Genomic DNA, 13,695 nt, shown 5'->3' with positions numbered 1-13,695 from the left:
TTAAAGTGTTGCTTTAACGTTAAAGCCTGCGTACGATGCCCCTCGTCCGATGTCAGTCGGAAGCTGTGCCACTCATTGTCCACCGGGCTTGTCCCGGTTTTCGAAGGGATCGGGCCTTGTGCCCGATCCTTTTTTTTGCCTGCCGATCGGTGCATGTGGCGATTGCGCCTGCCGTGGCGTCGCTCAGCGCGGCGCAGCCGCCTTGCAGTAGCGATCGATGAACTGCTGGTGGGTGGGCATGACATCCACGCAGTGGCCGATGGTCTGCGCCACGCTGGCCAGGAAGCGTTCGGCGTCGTGATCGGGCACCTGGTCCACCAGCGGGTGGTAACCCTGCGGCAGGATGCCCTGGCCCACCATCACCTGCACCCAGCTGATCTCGGCAAACATCTCCTCGGCATTGCGGTAGAAGCGCCCGCTGTCGCGGAACAGGTCCAGCGTGGTCTGCAGCTCCGGGGTGATCGGCATCGTGCGGCAGTGCCGCCAGAACGCGCTGTCGTCGCGCTCGGTGGCGTGGTAGTGCAGCACCAAAAAATCGCGGATGCGGTCGAACTCGAACGCCAGCCGGTCGTTGTAGCGCTGCACCAGCACCGGGCTGATGCCCTCGCGCGGAAACAGCTCCAGCAGCCGCGAAATGCCGGCCTGGATCAGATGGATGCTGGTCGATTCCAGCGGTTCCAGGAAGCCGCTGGCCAGGCCCAGTGCGACCACATTGCGGTTCCAGAACTGCTTGCGCCGCCCGGTGGTGAAGCGCAGCGGGCGCGGGTCGGCCAGCGGCGTGCCCTCCAGGTTGGCGAGCAGGGTGGTGGCGGCTTCGTCGTCGCTGATGTGCGCGCTGGAATACACATAGCCGTTGCCGGTGCGGTGCTGCAGCGGAATGCGCCACTGCCAGCCGGCCGCGCGCGCGGTGGAGCGCGTGTACGGCGTGGGCGGGCCGACGTTTTCGCTCGGCACCGCCAGTGCACGATCGCACGGCAGCCAATGGGTGAAGTCGTGGTAGCCGGTGTGCAAGGCTTCTTCGATCAACAGCCCGCGGAAGCCCGAGCAGTCGATGAACAGGTCGCCGCTGACGACCTGCCCGGAGGCCAGCTGCAGCGATTGCACGTGGCCGGTGTCCGCATGCAGCTGCACCTGTTCGACCAGGCCCTCGATGCGGGTGACGCCGCGCTGTTCGGAGTAGGTGCGCAAGAAGCGCGCGTACTGCGTGGCATCGAAGTGGTACGCGTAGGCGATGTTGGCCAGCGGCGAATTGGCCGGCACATCGCCGGCCGAGGTCATGAACTTGCCGCGCACCGCAGCCACGGTGTTGAGCGTGTAGGCGCCCAGCGGCTGCGCCTTGCCGCGCGCGCGCTGCTTGATCCAGTACTGGTGGAACGGCAGCAGCCCGAGCGGGTGCCCGATCTGGGTGCCGAAGCCATGGATGTACGACGTGCCGGGGCGCTGCCAGTCGACGAACTCGATGCCGAGCTTGAAGCTGCCCTGGGTCTGGCGGACGAACTCGGCTTCGTCGATGCCAAGCAAATTGTTGAAGGCCTTGATGTGCGGCACGGTGGCCTCGCCGACACCGACGGTGCCGAGCTGTTCGGATTCGATCAGCTGCACCTTGAAGCCGGGGCCAAGCACGCGCGCGAAGGCCGCGGCCGCCATCCAGCCGGCGGTACCGCCGCCGACGATGACGATGTTGCGGAGTGGAGCGGGGAGCATGCGGCGTTCGATCCTGTACAAGAGTGGGAACCGCCAACAAGCGAACGGGGCCAGCTGGCCCCGTCCGGATCATCTGCCTGCACAGCGCAGGCAGATGGCGTTGGGCTGCATCAGAACTTGGCGCCCACTTCCAGCACGACACTACGGGGCACATAGCTGATTTCGCCGTTGTCGACCACGGTGATGTCAGGCTGCAGGCGTCCGTTGCTGCCGAAGCTGTTGTACTGGTACTGGGTGAAGTTCTTGAAGTTGAAGGCGTTGAGCACGTTGATGCGTGCGTTGAGCTTGAAGTCGCCCACCACCGTGAACTCCTTGTTGGCCTGCAGGTCCACGGTGCGGTAGCCCCAGATCTTGCCACCCAGCAGGAACTTGCCATTGCCCGGCGGGGTCACGCCCACGGCCTGGCAGGTGCCGCCATCGGGATCGGTAAAGCCGTAGCAGGCGATCGTGTTGATCGGCTCGGGCGTGGCCAGCACCAACTTGGCGCCGAAGGTCACTCCCCACGGGCCATCGATCGAGCCGGACGCGACGAAGCGATGCGCCGACACGGCATCGGACTTCACGAACGGGTAGTCGCGAATGGTGGCCTTGTCGAACGCGAACGGCTCGTCGATGGTGCGGTTCTGGCGCGCGCTGGTGTGGGTGTAGGACAGGTTCAAGCCCCAGCCCGATTCCTTGGTGTAGGGCTTTTCGGCCGACAGCAACACCTGGCTGCTGCGCTGCTCCAGGCCGTTGTAGCCCAGGATCGTATTGCGGTAGCCCGGCACCGGCTCGCCCCAGGGCACGCTGCCGGTGGCGTCGAAGTACGCACCATCGGGGTAGCGGTTGACCAGGCTCATCACCAGGCCGTCATAGGCCAGCACGCGCTGGAAGGTCACGTCGGTCAACCAGTCGCCGACCTGGTTGCTGATACCGATGCTGTACTGGTCGCTGTACGGGGTCTTGAGCTTGTTCTTGAACATGAAAAGCTCGGAGCTGTCACTGGTGCCATCGATCGTATTGAGCTGATCGATGCCGGTGAAATATGCCGGGTTCCACGCCGTGCACGCACGGTCGTCGCGGAAGCAGCTTTGCCCGCTGGCAGCATCGCTGAAGTACACCACCACCGGTGACAGCGCCGCCTTGACCGATTCCAGTGCGAGCTGCTCGAACAGGTTGCGATCGTAGGAGCGACCGGCGCCGCCATGCAGCACCGCGCTCTCGTCGCCGAAGAAGTCATACGAGAAGCCGAAGCGCGGTGCCCAGGCGTCCTTGAAATTCTTGCGGTTGTTGCCGGTGCTGATGTAGTCGGCCACGTTGATGCCGCTGGGCAGCAGACGGTTGGCCCACGGTTGACCCGGGTTGTCGGGGTCGTCCGAATACAGCGCATTGATGAACGGCTGCGAGGTCACGAAGTCGGTGTAGGCCGGGGTGTCCTCATAGTCGTAACGCACGCCGATGTTGAGCATCAGCTTGTCGTTCACTGCCCAGTCGTCCTGCAGGTAGATGCCGTACTGCTTGGACGGCGATTCCACCACCGGCACCTGACCGGGATTGTCGAACGCACGGATATAGCGCACCTGGAAGGGAACCGGCGCAACACCGTTCTGACCGACTTCATAGCTGAACTGCGGGTTGAGCGAACTGGACTCGCGCGACGTCAGCTTGATGTCGCGATAGGTCACACCGGTCTTGATGGTGTGCTCGCCATGCCACTGCAGTGCGTTGAAGGTCAGATCGTTCTGGAACGACCAGCCCTTCTGGCTACGTAGCTTGAAGTCTTCGCCGCTGGCGGCGCCGGTGTTGAGGAAGACCCACTGGCGCGGATCGGCCTGCGTCCGGTCGATGTAGGTATAGATGGAGCCGTTGCCGATGCCGCGCGGTGTCGGCACGTTGCGCGAATCCTCGGTGGTGAGGATGGCTTCGTTGAACCAGCTGTCGGCGCTGTGCTGCCAACGCAGGCTGGTGCGCTTGTCCTTGTTGATCTTGTCCACTGCGCGGACGGGCGCGTTCTGGCCGCCGACGTTGCTGACCTGGGTTTCGTCGCGGTACTGCGTGGCCAGCTCGATGCGGTCGTTATCGGTCGGCTCGAAGTCGATCTTGCCGAAGTACAGGTCTTCGGTGAACGGCATGTTGGACGCGCCGTACTGGTCGCGCAGATTGGACGGCAGCAGGCCGACGAACGGCGCCGCTTCGGCGCTTGGCTGCACGCTCTTGGGCGCCACGTTGTCCTTGCCTTCGTAGGCGAAGAAGAAATGCATGCGGTCCTGGATCAGCGGGCCGCCGATCGCAACGCCGTATTCCTTGGTCTGCGAGTCCACCTTTCCATCTTCTTCGTCCGGGCGCTTCTCACGCAGATCCTGATTGGTGAAGCGATAGAACGCCTCGCCATGGAACTCGTTGGTGCCGGACTTGGTGGCCGCGGTGATCGCCGCGCCACTGATCTGGCCGTATTCGGCCTTGTAGTTGGAGGTGATCACCTTGTACTCGCCGATGGCGAGCTGCGGGAACGGATTGCCCTGGGTCTCGTCCTGCCCGGCAATACCGCCACCGGAGACATAGCTCTTCTGGCTCACGCCGTCGATGTACAGGTTGCTGGAACTGGCGTTGGACGCACCGCCGCGCAACTTGGTGTTGCCGTCCTGGTCGATGGTGAACACCATGCCCGGCACGGTGTCGGCGAACTCCAGGAAGTTGCGCGTGGCCTGCGGCAGCTGCTGGATCTGCCGCAGCGAAACCGTATTACCCACCTCCGATGTCTTGACGTCGCGGATCATCGGCGCGCTGACCGTCACCGTGTCCAGCGTGGTCGCATCGCCGGCCGGCGCTGCCGCCGCCTCGGTGCCGAGATCGACGGTGGCGCTGGAGGCCACCGACAGGGTCACCGTGCGGCTGACGCCGTTGGATTCGACGGTGTAGGTGCCCGGTTGCAGGCCGACGATGGTGTAGTTGCCGTTCGCATTGACCGGTGCACGTCGCACCGAGCCGGTGGCGACATTGGTGACGACGACCTCGCTGCCGCTCTGCGCGGAAGCGACCTGGCCGCGCAAGGTGGCGTTGCTGGACTGTGCCATGGCCGGGGTGGTGGCGAACAACGAGGCAGCCAGGGCGCAGCACAACAGGCTGCGTGCCGGCAGGGTGGAGACGGTGCGGTGAGTCTTCATGACTTTCCCCCTCCCAGGGGTAAAGCGCGAACCAGTGAAGTGACTGGCGCGTCGAGGTTGGTGCTTGGTGTGGATGGAACGGGTACAGCGGCAACAGACAGCAGGGACGGCAAACACAACAAAAAAACGATCGCCGATGGGAGCGTGCTGGCTGCAGCATCGCGCGCATCGCGCGCCGCGCCACAGCAACACACCGCAATCGGGACGATGCAACAAGCCTGCAGGCGGCCCCTCCCCATTGCCGTGGGGCCGATGCAGCTTAAGCAGCGGGGGTGGCACCGGCGCCGGGACGCCGGATGCCGCCAACGCCGCCGTTACCAGATGATGCGTGCGCTCATGAACAAGGTCCGTGGCGGGGTGGACATCGCGCCGTACTGGTTGATGCGCACGCGCGGGTCGTACACGCCGGCACTGCCCCAGTCGATGCTGTACTGATCGTAGTTGCGGAAGTTCAGCGCATTGATCAGGTCGCCGCGCACCTGCACGGTGACCGCGTCGGTGATATGCATGTCCTTGGACAACGACAGGTCCAGCTGGCGGGTGCCGAAGATGTCGCCGCCGGCGATGAACTTGCCGCCGGGCGCATCCACCGACACCACGCGGATATTGTCCGAACTGGGGCCGCCGTACTGGTCGTAGGAGATCGCCTCGTTGCGTGGCGGCACCGTGGCCAGGGTCAGCTTGGCCGAGCCGCTGATGCCCCAGAACAGGTCGTAGATGCCGGTCAGTACCAGGCGGTGGCGCGGTACTGCATTGAGGTCCAGGAACGGGTAGTCGGCGATGGTGGCCGCATCGAAGCCGTAGCGATCGTCGTTGCCGCGATTGCCGCGTGCACGCGAGAACGTATACGCCGCGGTCAGGCCCCAGCCGCTTTCCTGCGTATAGGCCTTGTCCGCCGACAGCAGCAGCTGGCCGGTCTTGGTCTCCACACCGTTGTTGCCGATGATCAGGTTGCCGAAGCCCTGGGGCCGTTGCTCGAACGCCTGGGCGCCGTTCTGGAAGAAATCGCCGTTGGCATAGCGGTTGCCCAGGGTGAAGATGAAGCCGTCCTTGCTGTGGATATAGGACAGCGTGGCGGAGGTGTTCCACTCGCCCAGCTGGGTACGCAGGCCCAGTGAGTACTGGTCCGCGTACGGCGTCTTCAGATCGTTGTTGAGCAGGTTGATCTCGCCGTTGCGCACGCGCGCATCGACCAGGTTGCCCAGGCTGTCGGGGTTGCTCACATACGCCGGATCGAACGCGGTGCAGGTGCCCGGCGCCGGGACGCAGTCGGTGGGTCCGGCAAAGCGGATCGTGTACTGCGCCAGCGCGGATTTGATCTGCTCCAGGCCCATCACGTCGAACAGGTTGCGGTCGTAGCTGCGGCCGGCACCGCCGAACAGCACCAGCGACTCGTCGCCGCGGAAGTCGTAGGAAAAGCCAAGCCGCGGTGCGAAGTTGTTGTTGTCCTGCTTGCGATTGCGGCCGTTGCTGATGTAGTCGTTGATGTTCACCCCGCCCTTGGCCAGCTGCTCGGCGTAGGTGGCGCTCACCGCCGGATCGGTGCCGGGGCCGTTCAAGGCCGCTACCACTTCCGGCGGGGTCACGTTGTCCAGGTACGAGGGAATCTTTTCGCCATCCCAGCGCACGCCGAGGTTCAACTGCAGCTTGTCGTTGACGTCCCAATCGTCCTGGATGTACAGGCCCAGCTGCTTGCTGGTGGTGGTCACCGACGGTGCGGCGCCGGCGAACGGCAGGTTGAAGCGCACCTGGTAGGGAACGGCCGAGGTGCCGACGCCATCGCCCACTGCGTAATAGAACGACGGATTGACTGCCGAGTTCTCGCTCTGGGTCAGCTCCACTTCCTTGTACTTCACGCCCATCTTGATGACGTGGTTGCCGTGCCACTCGAGGTTGTTGAAGGTCAGGTCGTTCTGGAAGCTGGGACCCTTCTGGCCCTTGCGCTGGATCGCCAGGCCGCTGGTGGCGCCGTCGTTGAGCAGCACGTCGTCTTCGGCGATGCCGCGCGTGTACACGGTCTGGCTGCCCAAGGTGTAGGCGGTGGGATTGAACAGCACGTCCTCGTAGGACACACGCGCTTCGTTGACGTAGCGCTCGCCGTAATGCTGCCAGCGCAGGTCGACGCGTTTTTCGGTATTGAGGTTGATCTTGGAGGCGATCGCGGTGGTCTGGCCGCCAACGCTGTCGCGGCTTTCCTCGTCGCGATACTTGCCGGTCAGTTCCAGACGATCGTTTTCGCCGATGTCCCAGTCGACCTTGCCGAAGTACAGGTCTTCGTTGAACGGGCGGGTCACCGAGCCCAGCCGGCCCTGCACGCCGGCCGGCAGGTCGTCGCTGAGCGCGCTGAAGCGGTCGGGCACGGCCACCGGATCGGCCGAGACCTCGAAGCCCTTGCCCTCGTAGCTGAAGAAGAAGTGCGCCTTGTCCTGCACGATCGGCCCGCTCAGCGCGAAGCCGTATTCGTCCTGGTGGGTCTTGCGCTTGCTGCCGTCGGCGTTGGGCGCGCCGGCGCGCTCGTCGGGCTGGCGCGCGCGGAAATCGGTGTTGCTGGTGCGCCCGAAGATCTCGCCGTGGAATTCGTTGCCGCCGGACTTGGTCGAGGCCACGATCGCCGCCGAACCGACCTGGTCGAACTCGGCCTTGTAGTTGGAGGTGATGACCTTGTACTCGCCGATGGCCAGCTGCGGGAACGGGTTGCCCGCGCTCTGCTCCTGCCCGGACACGCCGCCGAACAGGTAGCTCTTCTGGCCGACGCCGTCGATGTAGACGTTCACCGCCGAGCTGCCCTGCGCGCCGCCGCGGATCTGGCTGTTGCCGTTGGAGTTGGTCTCGAACTGCATGCCCGGCACGGTGTCGGCGAACTCCAGGAAGTTGCGCGTCAGCTGCGGCACGGTGCTGATCTGCTTCAGCGACACGTTGGTGCCCACTTCGGACGTCTTAACCTCCTGCAGCGTGGTGGCGGTGACCTGCACCGCATCCAGCGTGGTGGCATCGCCGGCAGGCGCCGCCGCCGCGCCGCCGCCCAGGTTCAAGGTGACCGACGAGGCCACCGACAGGGTCACGGTCTGTTCGCTGCCGGGGCCGGCGTCCACCTTGTAGGTGCCCGGAGGCAGGCCGACCAGCGCGTAGCTGCCGTCGGCGCCGGTGGGCACGCGCCGGACGGCGCCGCTGGCGACATTGGTCGCGGTCACGGTGGTGCCGGCCTGCGCCGAAGCGACCTGGCCGCGCAAGGTGGCGTTGCTGGACTGGGCCATGGCCGGGGTGCTGGCCAGCAACGAGGCGGCAAGGGCGCAGCACAACAGGCTGCGCGCCGGCAGGGTGGAGACAGTGCGGTAATGCTTCATGACTTTCCCCCTCCCAGGGGTAAAGCGCGAACCAGCGAAGTGGCTGGCGCGTCGGTACGGCGTAAAGCGGGACAGCTGGCAACAACGGCAGGGACTGCAAGCAACACACGTTCGGCAAGGCGCGGTGGCGCGTCTCAGGTGGGAGGCGCCGCACGCGGCGCGCTGGATGCGCGCACGATCAGTTCGGGCACCATCTCCGAGAACGCCGGCGGTGCGGCGTCGGGGGGCGGTGCAGGCGCATCGGCCAGTTGCTGGCCCAGCAGCAACTGCAATGCGCGTGCGCCCAGCCCGGCGATATCCACCCGCATGGTGGTCAGTGCCGGCAGCACGTAGCGCGCCATCGGCACGTCGTCGAAGCCGGCCAGCGCGATGTCCTGCGGCACCTTCAGCCCGGCATGGCCAAGCGCGAACAGGCAGCCCAGCGCCATCATGTCGTTGGCCGCGAACACCGCATCCGGGCGGGTGTCCTGCGCCAGCGTCTGGCCGGCGCGGTAGCCGGACTCTTCGTCGAAGTTGCCCGGCAGCACCCACGGCTGCGCGTCGGCATCCAGCGCCAGCTCGTCGCGGTAGCCGCGCAGACGCTCGTGCGCATCGAAGTTGTCGGCCGGCCCGGCGATGAAGGCGATGCGGCGGTGGCCGCTGTCGCGCAGATGCCGCGTCATCATCCGCGCGCCGCCGTAGTTGTCCACGTTGAGCACCGGGCGCTGGCTGGCGGTGCCGGCGCAGTTGAGCAGCACCGCGGGCAGGCCGCCGGGCAGGGCATCCTCGTGCACGCCGGAGTCGCCCAGCGAGGGCGACATCACCACCACCCCGTCCACGCGCCCGGGCAGGCGTTCCAGCGCCTTGCGCTGCGCCTGCGGGTCGCCGTGCGAGCTGGACACCAGCAGGTGGTAGCCCTGCTCGCGCGCCACCTGGTCGATGCCGCGGATCAATTCGGAAAAGAATTCGCCATGCAGGTCCGGCAGCACCACCCCGATGGTGTGGGTGCGCCGGCTGCTGAGGCTGCGCGCGGCGTGATGCGGGATGTAATGCAGCGCACGGGCCACCTGCAGCACGCGTTCGCGCACCGATTCGGCCACGTGCTGATGTCCGTTCATGGTGCGCGAGACCGTTGCCACCGACACCTGCGCTTCGCGCGCGACGTCCTTGATGGTGACGCTGCCGCCTTCGGAGCGTGGCCGACTCATGGCAAAACCTCCAGGACAACGCGGTTGCCGGCGCGCGCCGGGTAGGGGCGCACGGTCCGCTGGCGCAGAACGTTCGTGTCACACATGCACATGAATGACATCGGCCCCAACCGATGGCGACCTCAGAGCGAGATGGCGCGCACGCTAGCAGGAACTGCAAGCGCTTACATGATGCGCTGCACCATTGCGCCAAATGCACGTGGCACAAGGGCTTGGCGACATCACCTGGACAAGTTTGTCCGCAAGGGACAATAGCAGTCAATGTCGGACACCGGACGACATCGTGCGTGGAACTACGAAAACCTAACATTTTGTACCGTACCCGGGCGCACGGTTGTCGCGCGCCTTGCCGCCAGTGCGTTCAGCCAGCAAGATGCGCCGATCGATCAGGGGGAACAGCGTGCGCATGTCGCCATCCACCGTCCGCGCCGGCCGGTTCCAGTCCATCGCGTGGGTGCTGCTGGCAGCGCTGTGCGTCAGCAGCTGCCAGCGTACGGACAAGACCGCCGCATTGCCGGGCGCCAGCGCCGAGCCGGCTGCGGCGATGCAGTCGATGACCCTGCCATTGCGGCGCAACGACCTGGTCGCCTATGCGCGGATCCGGGTCACCCCTGCGCAATACACCCGGCTGGAAGCGGCCTGGCGCAGCGGCGCCAGCCGTTGGCCGCTGACCGAGCTGCCGTTGCCCAACGAGGTCGGCAGCCTGCTCGGGACTTTGTCCGCGCCCGGCGCCGAGCGCCAGCTGCAGCAGGCCTTCGATGCGCAGCTGGCCGGCCAGGCGCAGGGCATCCGCCAGGCCGCGCAGTCGCTGGGCCAGTTCGGCGTGCAATACCTGCGCAGCCGCAGCGACTACCAGCCCGAGCAGCGCGCCCACTACGTGCAGCTGGTCGATGCCCTGAGCGCCTGGGCCGCCACCGCGCCGCTGGCCGATCGCGCGCGCGCCAAGGCCAGCATCACCGACCTGGTGACCGCCGCCCGTGCCACCGGCATCGGCTCGGACGCCGATCTGCAGCGGCTGGGGATGGAAGAGAGCCTGCGCCGGCTTGGGCCGTTCTGGGCCGCGGCCAAGCAGGTGCTGGAGCGTTACGGCCTGTCACTGGACGGCAGCCTGGATGCGCTGCGCACCGGCCTGATCAGCCAGGACGGCGACCGCGCCCAGGTGCGGCTGCGCTATCCGCTGGCCGCGCACGACATCGACCTGAGCATCGCCCTGATCAAGCGCGACGGCCACTGGTACCAGCAGCAGACCCAGGACGAGGTCCAGGCGCTGCTCGACGCCGCGCCGCCGGCCGCGCCCGTACCCGATGCCGCGGCAACGCCTGACACCCCGGCGGCCGCGCCCGCCACGCCCGCCGCCACCGGGCAGCGCCCGGCTGGGCGATAATGACCGTGATGCCAGACCAGAATCCCCTGCCGTTCCCGGACGGCCAGCCCGCCCCGCCCAGCGCTGCCGCCGCCGATCTCGGCGCCACGGCCGCCGCATTGCCGACCGCCACACCGGTTCCGCCGGAGGTTGCGCCGTCGATCGCGCCTGCCGTCGCCGCCGCCCGCAACGCCAAGCGCCCGTGGTGGGCGCGCCTGCTCGGCCGGCTCGCCGACCCCTGGCTGAGCCTGACCATCGAACCGGACCAACCGAGCCGCTACGACGACGGCACGCCGGTGGTCTATGTGCTGGAGGACTACGGCCTGTCCAGCGCGCTGATCCTGGACAAGGCCTGCCGCGAAGCGGGGCTGCCCTCGCCGCTGGTGCCGCTGCCGGGCGACCCGCTGCAGCGCAAGCGCGCCTACCTGGCGCTGTCGCGGCGCAGCAGCAGCAACTCGCTGATCCCCGAGCAGCGCGGCGGCAAGACCCATTCCGATTCGCTGGCCAAGCTGCTGCAGGCGCACCGCGTGCGTGCCGACCTGGACGTGCACCTGGTGCCGGTGTCGATCTTCGTCGGCCGCGCGCCGGACAAGCAGAGCGGCTGGTTCGCGGTGCTGTTCTCGGAAAACTGGGCGCTGGTCGGCCGCTTCCGGCGGCTGCTTGCGGTGCTGCTCAACGGCCGCACCACCATCGTGCGCTTCGCCCCGCCGATTTCGCTGCGCCAGACCATGGCCGAGGGCCTGCCGCCCGAGCGCACCCTGCGCAAGCTGCAGCGCGTGTTGCGCACCCACTTCCGGCGCATCCGCGAGGCGGTCATCGGGCCGGACCTGTCCACCCGCCGCCTGCTGGTGGACCAGGTGCTGGCCGCCGACTCGGTGCGCGAGGCCATCGCCACCCAGGCCAAGCGCGACAACTCCAAGCCGGTCGATGCCTGGCGCAAGGCGCACGCCTACGCCTGGGAAATCGCCGCCGACTATTCCAGCCCGGTGGTGCGCTCGGCCAGCTTCCTGCTCACCCACGTGTGGAACCGCATCTACGCCGGCGTGCTGGTGCACCACCTGGACAAGCTCAAGCAGGCCGCGCCCGGGCACGAAGTGGTCTACGTGCCCAGCCACCGCAGCCACATGGATTACCTGCTGCTGAGCTACCTGCTGTACGAACGCGGCATCGTGCCGCCGCACATCGTGGCCGGCATCAACCTCAACCTGCCGGTGGTGGGCACGCTGCTGCGCAAGGGCGGGGCGTTCTTCATCCGCCGCTCCATCAAGGGCAACGCGCTGTATTCGGCGGTGCTGAGCGAATACGTGGCCCAGCTGGTGGCCGGCGGCTATTCGATCGAATACTTCGTCGAAGGCGGGCGCTCGCGCACCGGGCGCCTGCTGCAGCCCAAGGGCGGCATGATCGCGATGACCTTGCGTGCCTACCTGCGCCAGCCGCGCAAGCCGGTGCTGTTCCAGCCGGTCTACATCGGCTACGAGAAGCTGATGGAAGGCAACAGCTACCTGGACGAGCTCACCGGCCGGCCGAAGGAAAAGGAATCGATCTGGGGCCTGCTGTGGTCCATCCCCAAGGTGCTCAAGCAGAACTACGGCCAGGTGGTGGTGAACTTCGGCGAGCCGATCGCGCTCAACGACGTGCTGGCCAGGCACGCGCCCGATTGGGACGGCCAACCGCTGCCCGACGACGAAAAACCCACCTGGCTGGCACCGGCGGTGGACACGCTGTCCACCCAGATCCAGACCCGCATCAACTGCGCCGCCGACGTCAATCCGATCAACCTGCTGGCGCTGGCGCTGCTGTCCACGCCCAAGCATGCGATGGGCGAGGCCGACCTGATCGCGCAGATCGAGTTGTGCAAGAAGCTGCTGGCGGAAATGCCGTATTCGGACCGCGTCACCGTCACCCCGCACACCCCGGCGCGCATCATCACCCACGCCGAAGAGATCAACGTGCTCACGCGCGTGTCGCATCCGCTGGGCGATGTGCTGAGCGTCAGCGGCGACACCGCGGTGCTGCTGAGCTACTTCCGCAACAACGTGCTGCACCTGTTCACCGCGTCCTCGTGGGTGGCCTGCTGCTTCCAGAACAACCGCCGCATGAGCCGCGCCGGCCTGATCCGCCTGGGCCGCACGGTGTACCCGTTCCTGCAGGCCGAGCTGTTCCTGCCGTGGAGCGAGGACCGCTTTGCCGAGCGCATCGAGCAGACCATCGACATGTTCGTGCGCGAGGGCCTGCTGCTCAACGTCACCGACGACGATGGCGGCATCCTGGCGCGCAACACCGGGCAGACCGATGAAGTGTTCCGCCTGCGGGCGATCGGCCATTCGCTGCAGCAGGCCTTCGAGCGCTATTACATCGCCATTTCGGTGCTGGTGAAGAACGGCCCCGGCGTGCTCGGCGCCGGCGAACTGGAAAGCCTGTGCCAGCAGGCCGCGCAACGCCTGAGCCTGTTGTACGCCCCGGCCGCCCCGGAATTTTTCGACAAGACCCTGTTCCGCAGCTTCATCCAGAAACTGCGCGAGTTGCGCCTGGTGTGGCCGGACGAGAACAGCAAGCTGCTGTTCGACGAGCGCCTGGATGCCTGGGCCAAGGATGCCAAGTTCATCCTTGGCCGCGAACTGCGCCACACCATCGAGCGGGTCAGCCCCGAAGCGGTCAAGCCGGATGTGGTGCTGCCGCCGGCCGAGTAAGGCGGCGCTACAGACGCCAGCGCCTCCCTGCGGTAGGTGATGCGGACGACGGTAGCGCACCAGCAAGGAAAGGAAGCGCAGGTGCGCACGACGCCTTCCTTCTCCCTCCGGGAGAAGGTGCCCGAAGGGCGGGTGAGGGCAGTCAGCATGCAACCCCCCGGCGCTGCAGCAGACCAGAGTCACTTCTGGCGTCCTCCACTGACGCCCGCAACTTCACACAACAGTTCCGCCCGTTTCATCCTCCGCTTGCGGCCGTGCCGATAG

At 66.6% G+C, this 13,695-nt stretch carries 6 protein-coding genes; 2 read left to right on the top strand and 4 right to left on the bottom strand.

From position 1 onward, the window contains the following. Positions 1-183: 183 nt before the first annotated feature. The 4 genes from H7A87_RS20065 to H7A87_RS20050 all read right to left on the bottom strand — a co-directional run bounded on the left by H7A87_RS20065 (position 184) and on the right by H7A87_RS20050 (position 9,378). Positions 184-1,704 (bottom strand): tryptophan halogenase family protein, encoded by a 1,521-nt coding sequence (locus tag H7A87_RS20065; RefSeq protein WP_119130003.1) that lies wholly within the window; start codon positions 1,702-1,704, stop codon positions 184-186. A gap of 110 nt (positions 1,705-1,814) precedes the next feature. After that, complete coding sequence (locus H7A87_RS20060) at positions 1,815-4,847, bottom strand: TonB-dependent receptor (protein ID WP_115678155.1); 3,033 nt, start codon at positions 4,845-4,847, stop codon at positions 1,815-1,817. Positions 4,848-5,161: 314 nt separating this feature from the next. Further along, a complete protein-coding gene (locus H7A87_RS20055; protein ID WP_119129926.1) occupies positions 5,162-8,191 on the bottom strand; it encodes a TonB-dependent receptor in 3,030 nt (1,009 codons plus the stop codon). Positions 8,192-8,325: 134 nt separating this feature from the next. After that, positions 8,326-9,378 carry a LacI family DNA-binding transcriptional regulator gene (locus tag H7A87_RS20050; RefSeq protein WP_119129925.1) on the bottom strand — a complete coding sequence of 351 codons (1,053 nt, stop codon included), beginning with the start codon at positions 9,376-9,378 and terminating at the stop codon, positions 8,326-8,328. 406 nt (positions 9,379-9,784) lie between these two features. Between H7A87_RS20050 and H7A87_RS20045 the strand changes: the two genes are divergently transcribed. After that, complete coding sequence (locus tag H7A87_RS20045; protein ID WP_167766832.1) at positions 9,785-10,762, top strand: hypothetical protein; 978 nt, start codon at positions 9,785-9,787, stop codon at positions 10,760-10,762. Next, the gene (gene plsB, locus H7A87_RS20040) at positions 10,762-13,431 is read left to right on the top strand and encodes a glycerol-3-phosphate 1-O-acyltransferase PlsB (RefSeq protein WP_115678152.1); all 2,670 of its coding nucleotides are present in this window, start codon (positions 10,762-10,764) and stop codon (positions 13,429-13,431) included. Before H7A87_RS20045 ends, plsB begins: the two co-directional genes overlap by 1 nt. Positions 13,432-13,695: the final 264 nt, after the last annotated feature.

This window comes from Xanthomonas sp. CPBF 426, assembly GCF_903989465.1.
In the GTDB taxonomy this organism is placed as follows: Bacteria; Pseudomonadota; Gammaproteobacteria; order Xanthomonadales; family Xanthomonadaceae; genus Xanthomonas; species Xanthomonas euroxanthea.
The sequence above is the reverse complement of the archived record's forward strand: the minus strand, read 5'-3'. Positions and strand labels throughout refer to the sequence as shown.